An 18864-nucleotide genomic window follows, 5' to 3' on the forward strand; every position below is an offset into this window, starting at 1 on the left:
GAGAGCGTAAGCCCAGCTCTGGCGGTTCACTACTGTCCCGGTTATCCTGTAATGGTGTGATCGGCCGCATATGGCGGTCGTGCGTGTGTTAGGAGGTCTCAGCTCGTGGATAGCACCTCGCAGCGGACAGACACATCGCGGGATGTGGAAATGAGCCAGTACGTGGCCGACCGCTCCCGCGTCAACGAAGAAAAAATTAAACAAGACGACCAGATCATTTCCGAATTCGGCGACTATACCTATGGATGGCATGATTCCGACGATGCCGGGCGTGATGCTCACAAGGGCATCGATGAGGACGTGGTCCGGGCCATCTCGGCCGACAAGGGCGAGCCCGACTGGATGCTGCAGATGCGGCTCAAGGGCTACAGGGCCTTTATGGAGAAGCCCATGCCCAAGTGGGGAGTGGATCTCAGCGGGTTTGATGCCGACGACTTCAAGTACTACGTCAAGCCCTTGAAGGAGCAGGCCAAGGACTGGAAGGACCTGCCCGACGACATCCGCACCACCTATGACAGGTTGGGCATTCCCGAAGCTGAGAAGAAGCGGCTGGTCTCCGGCGTGGCCGCTCAGTATGAGTCCGAGGTCATTTACAACTCCATTCGTGAAGACCTGCGCAAGCAGGGGGTCATCTTTCTGGATACGGACACAGCCCTGAAAGAGTACCCGGACCTCTTCCGTAAGTACTTCGCTACGGTCATCCCCCCGGATGACAACAAGTTTGCCGCCCTGAACACTGCGGCCTGGTCGGGCGGCTCCTTCGTCTATGTGCCCAAGGGTGTCCATGTGGACATCCCGCTGCAGGCCTACTTCCGTATCAACACACCTAACATGGGCCAGTTCGAGCGCACGCTGATCATCGCCGACGAGGGCTCCTACGTTCACTATGTGGAGGGCTGCACGGCTCCCATCTACTCCACTGACTCCCTGCATGCGGCCAACGTGGAGATCGTGGTCGAGCCCCATGCCCGAGTGCGCTACACCACGGTCCAGAACTGGTCCAACAACGTCTACAACCTGGTCACCCAGCGTGCCTATGTACGCGAGGGCGGCACTATGGAGTGGGTTGACGGCAACATCGGGTCCAAAGCCACCATGAAGTACCCGGCATGCATTCTGGCCGAGCCCTATGCCAAGGCTGAGACTCTTTCCCTGGGCTTCGCCGGCAAGGGACAGTACCAGGACACGGGCGCCAAGATGATCCATCTGGCGCCCCATACCTCCTCCACCATCGTTTCCAAGTCCATCTCCCGCAACGGGGGAAGGGCCGCATACCGAGGTCTGGTCAAGATCATCAAGGGGGCCGAGAAGTCCTCTTCCTCGGTTGTCTGTGATGCTCTGCTGGTGGACGACTACTCCCGTTCTGACACCTACCCGCATGTGGACGTTCGCGAAGACGACGTTTCCATGGCCCACGAGGCCACGGTCTCCAAGGTCTCTGAAGACCAGCTCTTCTACCTGATGAGCCGCGGCCTGGAGGAGAAGGAGGCCATGGGCATGATCGTGCGCGGGTTCGTGGAGCCCATCTCCAGGCAGCTGCCCATGGAGTACGCGTTGGAGCTCAACCGCTTGGTCGAATTGCAGATGGAGGGTTCGGTAGGCTGATGTCACAGAAAAGCGAAATAACCATTCCGCATGCGGATCCCAAAGACCCCTATGCTTTCCCGGCCACCATGCCGTCCAGCGCCGATAAGGAGCCCCGATCCTTCGATCCTGACGACTTCCCCATGCCCACCCGCAAGCAGGATGACTGGCGGTTCACGCCCATAGACCGGATGGAGGAGTTCTTCACTGTTTTCAAGCCCAGCGGTCTGACCAAGGTTTCGGTCACCATGATCGACGGGTCTGAACCGCCCGCAGATCAGGTCAGTTCCAGCCAGATTCTTATGGATCAGGCTCCCTGCGGCACCGTCCTCAAGCCCAGTGACCGAGCGGCCGCTGTAGAATGGGCCAGCGGCAAGCAGGCGACTGTAGTCACCCTCAAAGGCACCTTGGATCAGCCAGTGCTGGTCCGTGTCGATGGCGGCGGTCCTGAGCTTGATGCCTTCCATCTGGTCATCAAGGCAGAGGCTGGTACCAAGGCCGATCTGGTGGTTGAGCACCAGGGCCAGGCACGTCTTGCAGAAGGGGTTGAAATCGACATTGGCGACAATTCGCAGGTGTCGACCACCTTTATTCAAGAATGGGACAAGGGCAGCAAGCATGTCGGCAATCACCGCATTCACCTGGGTGCGGAAGCCTCTCTGCGCCACTCCGTCGTCAGTTTGGGTGGAGACGTCGTGCGGCTGCGCATGGACCAGGACTTTGGCGGCGAGCAGGGCGACCTCAACATGCTGGGCATCTACTTTGTCGATCCCGGCCAGCACATGGAGCACCGGACCATGGTGGTCCACAACCACCCCAATTGCAAGTCCCGTGTGGTCTACAAGGGGGCCCTTGACGGAATAGGCGCGCACACCACATGGGTGGGCAACGCGCTCATTCAGCCCACCGCGCCTGGAACCGACTCCTATGAGCTCAACCGGAATCTGGTGCTCACACCTGGAGCCATCGCCGATTCCGAGCCCAACTTGGAGATCGAGAACGGCGACATCATCGGGGCCGGCCATGCCAGCTCGGTCGGACGCTTTGACGACGAGGAGCTCTTCTACCTGCAGTCTCGCGGCATTCCCGAGCAGGAGGCCCGCAAGCTGGTGGTTCGAGGCTTCTTCGGTGAACTGGTGGAGGAGATTGACGTCCCCAGCGTCTCCGGGCACCTGATGGGGGTCATCGACCGCAGGCTGGCGGCCGGCGAGGATCAAGAGATGCAGCACGTTTTGGAGGAGAACTGACATGTCCACATTGGAAATCAAGGATCTGCACGTCTCGGTGGAGACCAAGGAGGGTCGCAAGCAGATCCTCAAGGGAGCCACGCTGACCGTTCACTCTGGCGAGACCCATGCCATCATGGGGCCCAACGGGTCGGGCAAGTCCACGCTGGCTTACACCTTGGCTGGGCATCCCAAGTATGAGGTGGACTCGGGCCAGGCTCTGTTGGATGGGCAGGACTTGCTTAAGATGACCCCGGACGAGCGGGCCAAGGCCGGTCTCTTCCTGGCCATGCAGTACCCGGTCGAGGTGCCCGGTGTATCCATGACCAACTTCCTGCGTACTGCCAAGACCGAGGTCGACGGCAAGGCTCCGGCCATCCGCCAGTGGGCCAAGGATCTGAATGATGCCATGAAGAGGCTGCGTATGGATCCCAAGTTCGCCCAGCGCTCGGTCAATGAGGGCTTCTCAGGCGGTGAGAAGAAGCGGGCCGAGGTTCTGCAGCTGGAGCTGCTCAAACCCAAGTTCGCTGTCCTGGACGAAACCGACTCCGGTCTGGACGTGGACGCCCTGCGCATTGTTTCCGAAGGAGTCAACAGGGCCAAGGAGAGCACAGGCATGGGTGTGCTCATGGTTACCCATTACACCAGGATCCTCAAGTACATCAAGCCTGACATCGTCCATGTCTTCGCCGACGGCCGTTTTGTGAAGACCGGTGGCCCTGAGCTGGCCGACACCCTGGAGGATACCGGGTACGACCAGTACCTGCCCGAGGGCGCCGACTCGGAATCGGCCCTGGCCTGAGGATAAGAGAAGAGGCCCGCAATGGTCATCGATGACAGTATTCGTCAGCAGTTTCCGATTCTGGACCAGCAGGTGCATGGTCACCCCTTGGTCTATCTGGATTCGGCCGCAACAGCTCAGAAGCCTCTGGCGGTCATCGATGCCGTTCGGGATTTCTACTTGAGGGACAACGCCGGGGTACACCGGGGTGCCCATGAGCTGGCCGCCCGCAGCACCATGGCCTTCGAACATGCTCGCTCCCGCGTGGCCGCCCTGGTCGGGGCAGAAGGCCAGGAGGGTGGCGAGGAGATTGTGGTCACCGCCGGTGCCACGGCCGCTCTGAACCTGCTGGCCACCGCCTTCAGCAACGCCAGCCTAGGTCGCGGAGGCAAGGCGGCACGTCGTTTCGCTCTCAAACCGGGGGATGAGGTCGTAGTCAGCAAGGCTGAGCACCACTCGGTCCTCCTGCCCTTCCAGGAGCTTTGCTACCGGACCGGGGCGGTCCTCAAGTACTTCGATCTGGATCCGGAGGGCCGCGTCCTGGCCGATACTGCCGACCAGGTCATTACCGAGCGGACCAAGGTGGTCGCGGTCACCCACGTCAGCAATGTGACCGGCGCCATCACCGACATCAAGCCCATCGTCCGCCGTGCCCACCAGGTGGGCGCCCTGGTAGTGCTTGACGTTTGCCAGTCGGTGCCTCATCTGCCTGTGGATCTGCATGCCATGGATGTTGACTTCGCTGCTTGGAGTGCTCACAAGATGTATGGCCCCACCGGCGTAGGCTTCCTCTACGGCCGTCGTGAGTTCCTGGAGGCCCTGCCTCCGGCATCATTCGGCGGATCCATGGTGGAATTGGCCTATCTGGACCGTCCAGCCAGCTACATGGATCCTCCTGCCCGGTTTGAGGCTGGCACACAGCCGGTGGCACAGATGATCGGCGCCGGAGTAGCCGCCGATTGGCTGATGGATTTGGGCATGGATAACGTGGCTGAACACGAGAGGACCATCACCGCTGGTCTGTTGAGATTGGGAGATTTGGATGGTGTGCGCATTCTGGGGCCGACCACACCAGAGGATCGGATCGGCACGGTTGCTTTCGACGTTCAAGGGGTTCATCCCCACGACGTGGGCCAGTATGTGGATTCACGCGGTATTGCTATCCGCGTCGGACATCACTGTGCCCAGCCGGTGCACCGCCATTTCGGCCTGATGGCATCCAACCGGGCTTCAACCGGCGTTTACAATACCGTTGCCGACACGGATGCCCTGCTGGATGCCGTCTCCGGGGTCCGCAGCTTCTTCCGAGTGGCCTGAGGGCCTTCACCGGCAGCGCATAGACGGTTTTGACCAAGACATACTGGTAGGTTTAAGGACATGGCGGATTTCGGTATGGACGACGAGGAACTGGAGCAGATGTACCAGGAGGTGATCCTGGACGCGGCCCGAAATCCTCACGGGCGTGTAGGGGATCAGGCTGATGCTGGGGAAGACCCGGATGGAGACGGCGTAACCATCCGGGTTGAGCATGAGGCCTGCCTGGCTGCCGAGTCCCATCAGTTCAATCCCACCTGCGGGGATCAGGCCACCATCCACGTGGAGGTCGCACCCGGTGAACAGGGCGGTCCCGATCTCATCCAGCGAATCGTCTGGAAGGGTTCGGGCTGTTCCATCAGCCAGGCCAGCCTGTCCATCATGGTGGATCTGGTCCAGGGGCAGACCGTTGATCATGCCATGGACCTGGCTGCTGACTTCCGCAAACTGATGGAATCTCGCGGAGCTGGACTTGAGGATGAGAAGTCTCAGGATGCCCTTGGCGATGCCATGGTTTTCCAGGGCGTGTCTAAGTACCCCATGCGAATCAAATGCGCCCTGCTGGGCTGGGAGGGTATGAAGGCCTCGGTGGCCCAAGCCCTGTCAGCCAGGCAAGAGGGCGACGAGAGTGTGAAGGAGGAGCAGGCATGAGCGGCAATACGAATCTGGTGCCCGAGCCCCAGGACTCCATCCTGGCCTCGGTGGGCAGAGCCATCAGCGATCCCGGTACGGCACAGGCGCTGGCCAGCAATCCCTTGGGTGCCGAAACGGTTTTGAAGTCGGCAGAAGGTGGTTCCATGCGCCAGGTCGATAGTCAGGCGGACAAGAAGTCCAATTTGACCCAGTCTGATGATCAGAGTGCAGAAGAAGCTACATCAGGAGCTTCCCCTGATGACGCGTCAGTGGACCGGGACTCGAGCGACAAATCCTCGGCCAGCGCGCCAGCCGACAACAGTGCCAAGACCGTGGACCAGAATGCCGCCGATGCCGAGGCCGCTGCTGAGGAAGCCATTCCTTTGAAAGCTGTCGACGATATCGGTCGGGCCACTGCTGAAGATGTCAGGGAGGCCCTTCACCAGGTCATCGACCCTGAACTGGGCATTGACGTGGTTGATCTGGGGCTGGTCTATGGCATCGAAATCGACGAACTGGGAAGGGCTATCATCACCATGACCCTGACCACGCCGGCCTGCCCGCTGACTGACCTGATCGAGGACCAGTGCGCCAGCGTCTTAGCGGGCTTAGTCGAGGAGTTCCGCATCGACTGGACCTGGTCGCCGCGCTGGACCCTGGATATGATCACCCCTGGGGGTCGTGAGCAGTTGGCCGCCATCGGCTTCAACTTCGAGAACATGCCCACCTATCAGTGAGGGCATCCGCCCCCGGTAGACCGATCCGGGTCCTCCCATGCGAATATACTGATGTTTCCGGTCCGCCGTGACCGGCACGGCGCATGAGAGAAAGCACAGTGAAATGGCATTGTCCATGGGCTGGAAACTGCATGGGGACGGGAAAACATTGGCTCCGGGCGAAGTAGTGGAACCCGATGAGCGACTCACATGGCCACGTACGGCAGGTATCGGTGCCCAGCATGTCATCGCCATGTTCGGCTCCACATTCCTGGTCCCTATTCTGACCGGATTCGACTCCTCTACAACCCTCTTTTTCACGGCCATGTCCACGGCCCTATTCCTGCTGATCAACCGCAATCGTCTGCCCTCCTACCTGGGCAGCTCCTTTGGTTTCATAGCTCCGGTCCTGGCAGTGACCACTGCCCACAAGGGTTTGGCTGTGGCCTCCTTCGGGATCATGGTCACCGGTGCTCTGCTCTTCCTGATCGGCCTGATCGTCCACTTCGCTGGTTCACGTTGGATCGATATGATCATGCCTCCGGTGGTCAACGGCGCTATCGTGGCCATCATCGGTTTCAATCTGGCTCCCTCGGCCTGGAAGAACTTCAAATCGGCCCCACTGACTGCCTTGGTGACCCTGTTGGCCGTCATGCTGATAGCTGTCCTTTTCAGGGGCCTGATTGGCCGTCTCAACATTCTTTTGGGCGTCATCGTCGGTTATATCTTCGCGGTCACCCAGGGGCAGGTCGACTTCGCTGCTGTGGAAAAGGCCGCCTGGTTCGGTCTGCCTCACTTCCACACTCCTCAGGCCGATTCCTCCGTCCTGGCCATGTTCATCCCCGTGGTGCTGGTTCTGGTGGCAGAGAACATCGGTCACGTCAAGTCTGTGGCCCTGATGACCGGCCGCGATTATGACAATCAGATCGGGACTGCCCTGATGGCCGACGGGCTGGGCACCACCCTGGCCGGTCTGGGCGGAGGCTCGGGCACTACCACCTACGCAGAGAACATAGGCGTCATGGCCGCCACCAAGGTCTACTCCACAGCAGCTTACTGGTGCGCCGCAATCTTCGCTTTCCTGCTTTCCCTCTGCCCCAAGTTCGGGGCCATCATCAACACCATTCCCACTGGCGTTCTGGGCGGGGTCACCACCATGCTCTACGGCATGATAGGCATGCTGGGCATTCGCATCTGGGTGGAGAACAAGGTGGACTTCGGCAAGTCCGTCAACATGACCGTGGGCGCCGTCGTCATGATCGTGGGCATCGCGGACTTCACCTTCGCTGTGGCCGGGGTCAGCTTCAACGGCATCGCCATCGGCTCGGTGGCTACGCTGGTCATGTACCACGGCCTCAAGGCCATCGGCCGCTGGCGGGGGACCATCGACCCGGACGATTACATTCATGAGGATTCGCAGGCCGTTTCCCAAGAGAGATGATTCCCCCGGTGTCGTCCGACTTTCCGTGGTTGCCTGATGCTGAGGATTGACTGATGTTAATAGTTATCCGATATCAAGTACTCGGCCATGGAATGAGGCGACGGAGGGCAGTCGGACTTTGTACTGAGTAGAGGACTCAGTTGCCTGGTTTGGTCGGTTGGCTAGGCTTGTTCAGCTAACTGGCTGGACCGGCTGGCAAGGCTCAGCTAGCATGTTTGGGTCTGGTCGCGTAGAAGGCCACGGCGCTTGAGGCGGCCACATTCAGGCTGTCCACGTCGTGGCTCATGGGAATGCGTACAGTCAGGTCCGCCCTGGCGATGGTCCTGTGGCTCAGCCCGTCGCCTTCAGTGCCGAATATCAGGGCCAGGCGATCGATATGGTTGGGCCCAGGTCCTAGACGCTTCGCCAGCTCATCCAGGCTGATGGCATCCCGGTTCAGGGCCATAGCCGCCGTAGTGAAGCCTAGACCCTGCAGTTGGCGCATGCCCTGGTCAGGCCAGGCGTGGATATCGTCGCCGCCGATCCTGGTCCATGGAACCTGAAAGACCGTACCCATGGAGACCCTTGCAGCCCTGCGGTACAGAGGGTCAGAGCAGGATGGGGTGACCAGGACCGCATCCACCTGCAGGGCGGCAGCTGAACGCATCAGGGCACCGATATTAGTGTGATCAACAATATTCTCCATGACCGCTACTCGCATTGCTGATCGGCAAATCTGCTCCACAGTGGGCAGAGGCCAGCGTCTCATGGCGGCCAGCGCGCCTCGATGGAGCCGGTAGCCGGTGATCATTTTGAGCTGTGCAGGGCTGGCCACATAGACGGGGACGTTGGGTCCGAAGGTTGTATCCACCTGATCGAACATGGAACGCATTCCCTCCAGCCATGGCTCCTCCACTAGGAAGGAGATAGGTTCTACCCCGGCATCCAGAGCACGGGCGATGACCTTGGGGGACTCGGCGATGAACAGGCCCTTGGCGGGTTCCAGACGATTGCGCAGCTGCGGCTCGGTCAGCCTGGTGTAGGCTTCGATTCTGTCATCCTCGATGGAGTCGATTCTCACCCTGAGCACGCCTGCAGTTCCTCCTTGTGGTCCTAGGGCCGCTGAGGGACCCTTGTTCTGTCAACAGCATAGGCGGCGCAACCGAAAACGAGCATGTGTGATTTTCAATCAAGAACGCTGACAATCAGTCAAAACGAACTGTATTAAGCAGCCGTATTAATCAAAAAACAAGGATTCAGGACAACGATGAATCCGTGAAAAGCCTGTTTTACACTAAATTTCAATGAATATATAAAATAGGAAATATGCGAATCGAGATAGTTCCCATCGACAAGAAGCTGAGTGTCCGGAACGGGAGTTGAACCCGTACGCCTGTATATATATAGGCACTAGCACCTCAAGCTAGCGCGTCTACCATTCCGCCACCCGGACAGGTGCGTAATCGCAACGGAAATAAGCATAGCATCTCAGTCGGCATCGCGCACTGGGCGATTGGGGGAGCGTGTCGTCGCGGGAGAGGACTTTTCGGCAGCGGGCTGTAGCCTGTCAACATGACTGCGCCCCTCTTTCTGCTGGATCCCAACCATGACGATTCCCCTCTGGCCAGCGATGAGCTTCACACTGGCTGGCGTCTGACTCTGCCTGAGCACATTCGTCGCCATGCTCTGAGCTCCATGAGGCTGAAGAACGGGGATCAGCTGAATCTTTCAGACGGGGACGGACTGCGGATCAGCGCCCTGGTAAGGGATGCTTCGACCGGCTTAGTGGAGGTCACCGCTGTCGGCCGTCAGGCACCTCCTGAGAAGGCAATGATTCTTGTTCAGGCCCTGGCCAAGGGCGGCAGGGACGAGCAGGCCATCGATATGGCCACCCAGATCGGTGTCGATCAGGTCATGCCCTGGCAGGCTGATCGGTCCATTGCCAAATGGCGGCCTGGCCGCAACGACCGGCACTGGCAGGCCACCTTGGACGCAGCCACCGAGCAGAGCCGGAGAGCATACCGTCCTCAATTGCTGAGCAAGGTTGACAGCCATGGTTTAGCCTCCTGGTGCCGAAGGGCGACCGATCAGAGGAGCCTGGTCCTGGTTCTGCACCAGGATGCCGACCTTGGATGGGATGCGGTCCGTAAACGTGTTGACAAGCTGCCAGATGGCTCGTCGGTTGCCGTGGTCGTGGGCCCCGAGGGGGGGATTGCCGATCAGGAGGTCCAGGCAATGATGAGGCAGGGGGCTCTGCCGGTCCGGCTGGGAGGAAACATCCTCCGGGCTGCTCTGGCTGGACCTGTGGCCCTGACTCTGCTGGCGGACATGATGGGCCGCTGGCGGCCAGAAGCCCCTGAGCCCAGCGCATGAAGTAGAACGCAATATACATCCTCGACCATAAAATGGAAAGCAGCATTGATGGCAAACAGTAAGGAGTGGTCATGAGCGATGACGATCGACAGGAGGACTGCATTTTCTGCAGAATCGTGGCGGAGGATGTTCCCAGCGAAAAGGTCTATGAGGATAAGACCGTCTATGCTTTCAAGGATGCCAACCCCAAGGCCGCCGTCCATGTCCTGATCGTCCCGCGTCACCACTACGCATCCGTGGCTGAACTGGCCAAGGCCGATCCTGACACTCTGGCCCACATCGTCCAGGTGGCGCAGCAGATCGCCGACCAGGACTTCCATGGAGCCTACCGGCTGATCTTCAACACCGGAGAGGATGCCGGCCAGTCGGTCTTCCATGTCCACGCCCACGTTCTGACCGGACAGGTGCTGCCCGAGTGAGGCCCGTGTTCACCATCGTCATCGTGCAGGAAGGGAATCCGTGGCGGTAACTACGCGAACCCTGGAGATTCCGGAGGGGATCGATCCGGTTCAGGTGCTGGGGCCGGAGGACGCAGTCATCGACAGGATCGAGAGCGCCTTCCCGGCAGTGTCCATCCTGGTTCGGGGCAACAGGATCATGCTGCGGGCTCAAGACCGGCAAGGCGACGTGCAGGCGGCCCAAATTCGGGACCTGCTGTCCGAACTTATGCAGACCGCCGACCAAGTCCCTGTGGATGCCGATCAGGTGGGGCGAATACTGGACCACCGCCGTCTGGGGACCGCAGACGCTGACGATTACTCCCATCCGGTGGAGTCCGCCGGTGCCGATTCGACAGAAGACCGGAAAATTGCAGACAGCGAAACCCAGGACTGCAACGCGACAAACCAAACTCCTGTAGACCGCAATTATCGGCAGACAGATATTGCAGAACCGAAGGGGGACAGCACCCTGGAAGGTATCGACCAAGCCCGTCAAGCAGCAGCCTCGACAGTTCATCGCCGTCCTCTGACTCAAGCCTCCAAGGGTCCGATCAGGCCCAAGACCGCTGGCCAGTCAGCCTACGTGGCTGCCATCGAAACGCATACCATCACCTTCGGCATCGGCCCAGCCGGCACCGGCAAGACCTATCTTGCGGTAGCCAAGGCCGTTCAGGAGTTCCGGGCTGGGCGCATCGGGCGCATCATTCTGACCAGACCTGCCGTGGAGGCGGGAGAGAGCCTGGGCTTCCTGCCTGGCACGCTTAATGAAAAGGTTGATCCCTACCTGCGGCCCCTTTACGATGCGCTTGCCGATATGCTGGGTACCACGCGGCTCCACCGTCTACTGGCCGATGAGACTATCGAAGTGGCCCCGCTGGCTTACATGCGTGGGCGTACGCTGAACGATGCCTTCGTCATCTTGGACGAGGCGCAGAACACCACCCGCAGGCAGATGAAGATGTTCCTGACTCGTCTGGGCTTCAACGCCAAGATGGTCATCACCGGCGATGTCACCCAGGTTGATCTGGGCGGTCCCGCATCGGGTCTGGCCACCATAGAAGAGGTTCTGCACGGCATCGACGATATCGCTTTCGTACACCTGCAGGCTGCCGACGTGGTACGCAATAAGCTCGTCGGGCAGATTGTCCGGGCCTACGACCGTGCCGATCGGGCCCGCAGCCGGGAACGGGAGCAGGCATGAGCGTAGAAGTGACCAACGAGACCCAGTGGCTGATTGACGCCAAGACCTTCTCCGACCTGGGAGTATGGGTCCTGGATCAGATGCGGGTCAGCACCCAGTCCGACATGACCATCATCTTCAACGATCCCGAGCCCATGGCGGTGCTGCACGAGCGTTGGATGAACCTGGCCGGTCCAACCGATGTCATGAGCTTTCCAATGGACGAGCTGCGCCCAGGCGACGAGGACCATCGACAGGAGGGCATCCTAGGCGATATAGTCATCTGCCCTTGGGTGGCTGCCCAGCAGGCCTCGGCTGCAGGCCATTCCACCATGGAGGAGATGCTGCTGCTAGCTATCCACGGGACCCTGCATTTGCTGGGCTACGACCACGCCAGCAAGGAGCAGGAGGCACAGATGTTCGGTCTGCAGCGCCAGCTTCTGTTGACCTTCCTTGCTTTGCGTCAGGGACCCATCGCCGATGCCGCGCTTCCGGCCGGGGCATCCAATGCTCTGGAGATCTATGAGCGGTACGGCCGTGATGCCCACCAGAGAGGCGGATCCCATGAGTGAGCGAACAATTGCCGCCTTGGTGGTCATGGCTCTGGTTGCCATCGCTTTGGTTGTTCTCTCGCTTGCACTGGCCGAGGCTCAAGGGGCACTCAACCGTGTGACACGATCCAGTCTCAACAATTTGATTTTGGGCCTGCAGACCGACCAGGAGCTCAGCCAGTTCTCCAGGATGAAGCGGATTGATCGCATTCATCGGGCCCAAAGTCTGATCTCCCAGCGGCAGGTGACGGGAAGTGCCTGCGCCTTTGTCCGCATTATCTGCGACATCATGGTCGGCGTTTTGGCGGCATGTATGGCTGCTCTTGGCGGCCTGCCCCTCTGGGAGCAACTGCTGTGCGGAGCCGTCATGGCCATCTTGGTGGCTGCGGTTTCGGTGACCCTGGGTCCACGCGGTCGCTCCCGCCAGCCCATGGAAGCACTGCTCAAGCACGTTCGCCTGGTTGGGCTGGCCGTTCTCCTTACGCCTTTCAAGCGCCGGCGGCAGGCTGAAGCCCGCTCCCGCAAAAACCATCGAGGCGACCTTTCCGACGACGAGGAGCTGGAGAAAATTCAGATCGAGCAGGGTCGAGCCATGGTCGACCAGCTAGTGGAAGCCGGTGCCTTCGATCCCGAGATCTCTGAGATGCTGAAGAACGTGTTGACTCTGTCGACCACATTGACGCGCGAGATCATGGTTCCCCGCACCGACATGATCTGCATCTCCAAGGACGCCAGTCTGGATTCGGCCCTGAAGCTCTTTTCCAGGTCGGGGTTCTCCCGCATTCCCGCCATTGGGGACGACGTGGATGACTTGGTTGGAATCGTCTACTTGAAGGATGTGGTAAGAGCCCTAGCCTTCAACCGCAAGAGCGACAGATCAGTCGCGTCTATCCTACGACGGCCTGTTCTGGTGCCTGAGTCCAAGCCGGTGGACGATCTCTTCCACTACATGCAGCGCTCACGCCACCACCTGGCCGTGGTTGTGGATGAGTACGGGGGAATCGCTGGCCTGGTCACCATTGAAGATGCCATCGAGCAGATCGTGGGCGAGCTGGAGGACGAGCACGACCGGGTCCAGCATGATGAACCGAAGCAGATCGGTCCGCACACCTGGCAGCTGCCGGTCCGCACGCCCATTGCCGACCTGGAAGAGCTTTACGAAATCACCATTGACGAGGACGATGTGGATACGGTCTATGGTCTGCTGACCAAGCTGCTGGGCTCAGTGCCTGTCTCAGGCTCGTCGGCGGTGACGCGGGGAATCAGGCTGACTGCGGGCGAAGCCGTGGGCCGCCGCAAGAAGATCGCCACCATTGTGGTAGAGCCAGCCAACGGATCCAGCATCGCCCTGGAGGACGGTGCGGAGCAGGAAGACGAACAGGTCGACAGGGATCAACCAGAGCAGGACAGTCAGGAGAATTCATGACCAAGGAAGAACGGAGCGAGGGCACCGCAGCGGTCCACCGATCGGGGTTCGTTGCGGTGGTGGGCCGACCCAATGTGGGCAAGTCCACCCTCATGAACGCCCTGGTAGGCAGGCCCATCGCCATAGCTTCCTCAAGGCCGGAGACTACCCGCAAGGCCATCCGAGGGATCATGACCCGTCCCGAGGCACAAGTGGTCCTGGTTGACACACCGGGCATTCACCGTCCGCGTACCCTGCTGGGTCAGCGGCTCAATGACGTGGTGGAGGCCTCGTTGTCGGACGTGGATGCCATTGCTTTCTTGCTGCCGGCCGACCAGGCCATCGGCCCAGGCGACCGTCGCATTCTCAGCCGACTGCGCTCTGAGTTCGCCCGTAAGGACAAAGACGGCAAGTGGAACTGGCGCAGGCCACTGATTGCCGTAGTGACCAAGATCGACCAATTGGACAAGGGCCAGCTGGTGGATAAGCTCTTGGAGATCGGCGCTTTCGCCGACTTCTCGCAGATCGTTCCGGTCAGTGCCTTGGAGTCTGACAATGTGGACGAGGTGGCCCAGGTACTGACCGATGCAATGCCTGAAGGCCCTCAGCTTTACCCTGACGACCAGCTGACCGAGGAGCGTCCCGAGGATATGATCGCCGAAATGGTGCGGGGAGCTTACCTGGAGGAACTCGACGACGAGTTGCCCCACTCCCTGGCCGTTCGTGTCGAGTCCATCGACCCGGATCCAGATGGCGGCCGCGACACGATCCATATAGGCATTTATGTTGAGCGCGACTCCCAAAAACCCATCGTCATCGGGCGCGGGGCTGAGCATCTGGTGCGGGTGAAGAAGAAGCTGCGCACTGCCGTCAACCGGACCATGGGCCGCAAGGTCCGGTTGGATTTGCATGTCAAGGTGGCCCGCAACTGGCAGACCGACCCCAGGCAGCTGGAGCGCCTGGGGTTCTGATCTTGTTCAGCGGCGAGGTGTCGGCGTGCGCTTGGCCGCGTACATCCTGGTATTCAGCAGGTCGGCATAGCGCTCGATGACCTTGGGCCTGATAACCTTCATAGAAGGTGTCATCAGCCCATTGTCCTGGGTGAACTCCTCAGGCAGGATGATGAACTTGCGCACCGACTCGGCCCGGGAGACACCCTCGTTAGCCCGGTCCACATACTCCTGGACCTCAGCCCGGACCACGGCGTTCTGCGCCGCCTCCTGCAGGGACATGTTGCGATCCAGCCCCTTGGAGGCCAGCCAGGGCCGCAGGGCGGACTCGTTCAGGGTGACCAGAGCCGAGATGAAGGGACGCTTGTCTCCCAGAACCAGGGCCTGAGAGACGATCTCGGAACGCTCAATGACCTCCTCAATGGGCCTGGGGGAGACATTCTTGCCGCCAGCCGTGATGATCAGGTCCTTCTTGCGCCCGGTCAGGAAGAGGAATCCGTCACGGGAGAGCCGTCCTAGGTCGCCTGTGGCGTACCAGCCGTCCTCGGTGAAGGAATCGCGGGTAGCCTCCTCGTTCTTGTGATAGCGGTGGAATACGCAGATCCCCTTGATCTGCACCTCGCCGTCTGAGGCGATGCGGATGGTGAATCCCGGGAAGGGAATGCCCACTGAGCCCCTGTGGTAGGGGGTACCCAGAGGGTTGAATGCGCAGGGTGCAGTAGTCTCGGTCAGTCCGTAGCCCTCATAGACCGGAACATTGGAGCCGCGGAAGAACCCCAGCAGCTCCGGGTCCAGGGGGGCGCCTCCGGAGACGATCCACTTGGCCCTCCCGCCCAGGACCTGGCGCAGAGAAGAGTAGACCAGCGGGTCGTAGAGAGCACGCCGCAGGGCGCTGCGCCTGGTCGGCCAGCCCTGACGGGAGATGTCCTCCATGTAGGTGCGTGCTGCTTTGGCAGCACCGTTGAAAATTCTGCCCTTGACACCGTGCCCAGCCTTCTGGGAGGCGGCGTTGTAGACCTTCTCGAAGACCCTGGGCACACCGATGATGACCGTAGGCTTGGACTCCTGCAGGTCGGACAGCAGGGTGGCCAGTCCGGAGGAGATGTATACGTGCATAGTCCCGTACACGACTCCGTAGCTGATAGCCCGGGCAAAGGTGTGGGCCTGAGGCAGGAAGAGCAGAATGGATCCATTTGGGTCATGGGTCAGATTGGGGATGAAGGCGTTCAGGTTTCTGGCCAGCTGGCAATAATGCTCATGCGTCATTTCCACGCCCTTGGGCGCCGCTGTGGACCCAGAGGTGTAAACGATTGAGCAGAGGTCAGTCTTGCGAATGGAGTTGATCCGCTCATCGAGTTCGGCATCGCTGACCGACTCCCCGTATGCCTGCAGCTCCTGTAGGGCCCCGGATTCCAGGCAGGCGATGCGCTCCAGGGTGGGGCACTCCTTGTCTGCTCCCTCGGCCTTGGCCCGCATCTCGGTGGTTTGCACCACCAGCAGCCTGGCATCGGAGTTGTTGACGATGAATCGGATCTGCTCGGCCGAATCGGTGTCGTAAATGGTGGCGATGACCCCGCCGATGGACAGGACGGCAGCGTCCACGATGTCCCATTCATAGCTGGTCCTGCACATGAAAGCCACGGCATCGCCCTTCTTCAGCCCGTAGTGCATAAAGCCCTTGGCGGTGGTCCTGATGTCGTGTAGGATCTCTCGGCCGGTCCGGTAGGTCCAGCTCCCGTTTTCAACGAAGTGCAGGACCGGCTGGTCGGGGGTGCGGCGGGCGCGATCAGCGTAGATGTCGTAGACCGTCATGTCGTCCGGCACCGGCCCCATGCCAGCAGTGGTGGCTGAAAGCAGACCAGTAGCCGGATCCATGCGCGTTGTGGTGGCGTAGTCGGCTGACCAGAAATGCGTGTTGGGCAAGGCCAGGGAATCCTCGGCGACCCGGGGGGCGGCCTGTGACGGATCCGCATTCTCCTCGCCAGTCGGTCCCTCCCCATGACCCACCTGGTGTGCCACAAAAGATTTGACCGATGCTAGTAACGACACGTTGTCTCCTTCAATAATCGCGGGATATGTCCAGAATAGCCGCTTACTTGGAGAAGGGCAGGCTGGGTGCTAAAGTTGCTACGTTGCTTTGGCGAGGGAGGCTTTCGCGGTCTCCGTTATCGACTCGGCTGGATCATCGGCGGCCTTTCCTTATGGGCGGTCCGGAATCCGACGCGGCGATGCGCCAGGACCGGCCCAGGTCGGTCTTGAGGAACCACCAAGGAAGGAAGCCAACATGGCTAACACAATTAAGCTCGAGGGCGAAGTCCGCGACCAGTTCGGCAAGGGAGCGGCACGCCGCATGCGCGTGGCCCAGCAGATCCCCGCTACCATCTACGCCGGCGGTGCCCAGCCCGACTACATCAAGCTGCCCATGCGCGAGACCACTCTGGCCCTGCGCCGCGCCAACGCGCTCTTCTCCATCAGCTTCGGCGGACAGACCAAGACGGCCGTGGTCAAGGACGTGCAGCGCAACCCGGTCAAGCGCCAGGTGGAGCACATCGACTTCTATGAGGTCCGCGCCGGCGAGAAGGTCACTGTGGAGGTGCCTGTCTTCGTCAGCGGCGAGACCAAGGGCGCTGCCGTGGCTCTGATCGACACCCAGAACCTGCAGGTCCGTGCTGACGTGTCCAACCTGCCCGAGCGCATCGATATCAGCGTGGAGGGCCTGGCCGAAGGCGACAAGATCCTGGCCAAGGACGTCAAGCTGCCTGAGGGTTCCGAGCTGATCATCGACGACATGGAGGAATCCATCGTCTCCGTCGAGATCCCCAAGGAGGAGAGCCTGGAGACCCCCACCGAGGAAACCGAACAGGCTGATGCTGAAGCTGCTCCGGAGGCTGATGCCCAGAGTGAGTGAACCCAGAGGTTCGCTCTACCAAGGCCGTGGGATCATCTCGATCCTGCGGCCTTTTCACCTATGACGGTCACTATGCGAAATACGCTGAACAGGTCAAGGCCTGCCTATGCGATAGTTCGGGTACCGGGCATCGCCATAAGCATTACACCCGAGCAACCAAATACAGCAGCAAGAAGAAGTGGTAGATAATGGCAGAGCAATCACATCACGACCCGAAGGCACTCAATGAGTTGGCGGACGCTTTCAAGGTCATTCCCAACGACCATCCCGCCTCTGACGAGGAGCGTGCCCGGCTGATTGACAAGCCCGCCTTCGGCCAGCTCTTCTCAGACAACATGACCCATATGGGATGGACTTCGGACGACGGCTGGAAGGATCGCAGGGTTGAGCCATACGGACCGCTCAGCCTGGATCCGGGGGCCTCTGTTCTTCACTACGCCCAGGAGGCCTTCGAGGGACTCAAGGCCTACTACCACGACGATGGCTCCATCTGGCTTTTCAGGCCCGATGCCAATGCTCAGCGCTTCTACAATTCAGCCAAGCGGCTGGCCTTGCCCCCGCTTGAGCCCAATGACTTCCTGGGATCGGTCGCTGCCTTGGTCCGCCGTGACGCAGCCTGGGTGCCCAGGCGACGCGAGTACACGCTCTATATGCGTCCCTATATGTTCGCCTCCGAGCCCTTCCTGGGCGTGCGCGCCCCGCACGCGGTGGACTATTGCGTCATCGCCTCGCCCTCGGGACCCTACTTCGCCGGCGGCGTCAAGCCGGTCAGCATCTGGGTGGAGGACAAGTGGTTCCGCACCGGCCCCGGCGGCACCGGCTTCGCCAAGTGCGGCGGCAACTATGCGGCCTCGCTGCTGGGTGAGAACCGCGGTGCAGAGCATGGCTGCGAGCAGGTCTGCTTCGTCGACGCGGCCACCAAGACCTACCTGGAGGAGCTGGGCGGCATGAACATGTTCACCGTCCACAAGGACGGGCACCTGGAGACCCCCAGCCTGACCGGAACCATTCTGCCCGGCGTCACCCGCAACTCCCTGATCGCCCTGGCCCAGGATCACGGCAGGGATGTGGTGGAGACCATGATCCGCCTGGACACCCTGCTGGACGACATCCGCTCGGGCGAGGTCACTGAGGTGTTCGCCTGCGGAACCGCCGCCATCATCACCCCCATCGGACGCTTCAAGTCCGAGAACTTCGACGTTCAGGTGGCCGACGGCGGCTCTGGCAAGGTCACCATGGACCTGCGCAACGAGCTCCTGGGCATCCAGCTGGGCGAGATCGAAGACCCGCACGACTGGATGTGGAAGGTCTGCTGAGCGCTGACCCCATTCCTGCCTGACAGGTCTTGAATGGAAGGCGACTTCAGGGCGACGTTTCGCCTTG

At 60.6% G+C, this 18864-nt stretch carries 17 protein-coding genes and 1 tRNA gene; 15 read left to right on the plus strand and 3 right to left on the minus strand.

All coding sequences use genetic code 11. The features are described 5' to 3' along the window. Positions 1 to 150: 150 nt before the first annotated feature. The 7 genes from sufB (at position 151) to ACGG9J_RS00480 (ending at position 7695) form a co-directional block, all read left to right on the plus strand. Positions 151 to 1605, plus strand: coding sequence for a Fe-S cluster assembly protein SufB (gene sufB, locus ACGG9J_RS00450; RefSeq protein WP_181414468.1), 1455 nt, complete (start codon positions 151 to 153; stop codon positions 1603 to 1605). Continuing rightward, the gene (gene sufD, locus ACGG9J_RS00455; RefSeq protein WP_390132615.1) at positions 1605 to 2831 is read left to right on the plus strand and encodes a Fe-S cluster assembly protein SufD; all 1227 of its coding nucleotides are present in this window, start codon (positions 1605 to 1607) and stop codon (positions 2829 to 2831) included. The genes sufB and sufD overlap by 1 nt, the downstream gene beginning before the upstream one ends. Position 2832: 1 nt before the next feature. Next, entirely contained in the window at positions 2833 to 3612 is a 780-nt protein-coding gene (sufC, locus tag ACGG9J_RS00460; protein ID WP_390132617.1) for a Fe-S cluster assembly ATPase SufC, read from the plus strand. Between the two features lie 21 nt (positions 3613 to 3633). Then, positions 3634 to 4908, plus strand: coding sequence for a SufS family cysteine desulfurase (locus ACGG9J_RS00465; RefSeq protein WP_390132619.1), 1275 nt, complete (start codon positions 3634 to 3636; stop codon positions 4906 to 4908). A gap of 60 nt (positions 4909 to 4968) precedes the next feature. Beyond that, complete coding sequence (gene sufU, locus ACGG9J_RS00470) at positions 4969 to 5556, plus strand: Fe-S cluster assembly sulfur transfer protein SufU (RefSeq protein WP_390132621.1); 588 nt, start codon at positions 4969 to 4971, stop codon at positions 5554 to 5556. Beyond that, the gene (locus tag ACGG9J_RS00475; RefSeq protein ID WP_390132623.1) at positions 5553 to 6275 is read left to right on the plus strand and encodes a metal-sulfur cluster assembly factor; all 723 of its coding nucleotides are present in this window, start codon (positions 5553 to 5555) and stop codon (positions 6273 to 6275) included. Before sufU ends, ACGG9J_RS00475 begins: the two co-directional genes overlap by 4 nt. Before the next feature lie 103 nt (positions 6276 to 6378). After that, a complete protein-coding gene (locus tag ACGG9J_RS00480) occupies positions 6379 to 7695 on the plus strand; it encodes a uracil-xanthine permease family protein (protein WP_390132625.1) in 1317 nt (438 codons plus the stop codon). 202 nt (positions 7696 to 7897) lie between these two features. Here the strand turns inward: ACGG9J_RS00480 and ACGG9J_RS00485 are convergent, their stop codons facing one another. Both ACGG9J_RS00485 and ACGG9J_RS00490 read right to left on the minus strand, forming a co-directional pair. Further along, positions 7898 to 8764: a TrmH family RNA methyltransferase gene (locus ACGG9J_RS00485; protein ID WP_390132627.1), complete on the minus strand. Its 867-nt coding sequence runs from the start codon at positions 8762 to 8764 to the stop codon at positions 7898 to 7900. A gap of 274 nt (positions 8765 to 9038) precedes the next feature. Next, positions 9039 to 9127, minus strand: a tRNA-Leu gene (locus ACGG9J_RS00490). A gap of 119 nt (positions 9128 to 9246) precedes the next feature. On the opposite strand from ACGG9J_RS00490, the gene ACGG9J_RS00495 reads away from it, so the two are divergent. The 6 genes from ACGG9J_RS00495 (at position 9247) to era (ending at position 14594) form a co-directional block, all read left to right on the plus strand. Next, entirely contained in the window at positions 9247 to 10047 is an 801-nt protein-coding gene (locus ACGG9J_RS00495) for a 16S rRNA (uracil(1498)-N(3))-methyltransferase (protein ID WP_390132629.1), read from the plus strand. A gap of 71 nt (positions 10048 to 10118) precedes the next feature. Next, complete coding sequence (locus ACGG9J_RS00500; RefSeq protein ID WP_390132630.1) at positions 10119 to 10466, plus strand: histidine triad nucleotide-binding protein; 348 nt, start codon at positions 10119 to 10121, stop codon at positions 10464 to 10466. Positions 10467 to 10506: 40 nt separating this feature from the next. Continuing rightward, positions 10507 to 11688 carry a PhoH family protein gene (locus tag ACGG9J_RS00505; protein ID WP_390132632.1) on the plus strand — a complete coding sequence of 394 codons (1182 nt, stop codon included), beginning with the start codon at positions 10507 to 10509 and terminating at the stop codon, positions 11686 to 11688. After that, positions 11685 to 12239: an rRNA maturation RNase YbeY gene (gene ybeY / locus ACGG9J_RS00510; protein WP_390132634.1), complete on the plus strand. Its 555-nt coding sequence runs from the start codon at positions 11685 to 11687 to the stop codon at positions 12237 to 12239. The genes ACGG9J_RS00505 and ybeY overlap by 4 nt, the downstream gene beginning before the upstream one ends. Further along, positions 12232 to 13644, plus strand: a complete 1413-nt coding sequence (locus ACGG9J_RS00515; protein ID WP_390132636.1) for a hemolysin family protein — start codon at positions 12232 to 12234, stop codon at positions 13642 to 13644. Before ybeY ends, ACGG9J_RS00515 begins: the two co-directional genes overlap by 8 nt. Next, entirely contained in the window at positions 13641 to 14594 is a 954-nt protein-coding gene (gene era, locus ACGG9J_RS00520) for a GTPase Era (protein ID WP_390132638.1), read from the plus strand. The genes ACGG9J_RS00515 and era overlap by 4 nt, the downstream gene beginning before the upstream one ends. A 6-nt stretch (positions 14595 to 14600) precedes the next feature. Here the strand turns inward: era and ACGG9J_RS00525 are convergent, their stop codons facing one another. Continuing rightward, positions 14601 to 16622, minus strand: coding sequence for an AMP-dependent synthetase/ligase (locus tag ACGG9J_RS00525; RefSeq protein ID WP_390132640.1), 2022 nt, complete (start codon positions 16620 to 16622; stop codon positions 14601 to 14603). Positions 16623 to 16857: 235 nt separating this feature from the next. Here ACGG9J_RS00525 and ACGG9J_RS00530 point away from each other — a divergent pair, with 235 nt between their 5' ends. Continuing rightward, the gene (locus ACGG9J_RS00530) at positions 16858 to 17481 is read left to right on the plus strand and encodes a 50S ribosomal protein L25/general stress protein Ctc (protein ID WP_390132642.1); all 624 of its coding nucleotides are present in this window, start codon (positions 16858 to 16860) and stop codon (positions 17479 to 17481) included. 188 nt (positions 17482 to 17669) lie between these two features. Then, on the plus strand, positions 17670 to 18797 hold the full coding sequence (locus ACGG9J_RS00535; protein WP_390132644.1) for a branched-chain amino acid aminotransferase: 1128 nt from the start codon (positions 17670 to 17672) through the stop codon (positions 18795 to 18797). Positions 18798 to 18864 lie beyond the last annotated feature (67 nt).

Origin of the sequence: Bifidobacterium apicola (genome assembly GCF_042846865.1) — a bacterium.
Classification (GTDB): domain Bacteria; phylum Actinomycetota; class Actinomycetes; order Actinomycetales; family Bifidobacteriaceae; genus Bombiscardovia; species Bombiscardovia apicola.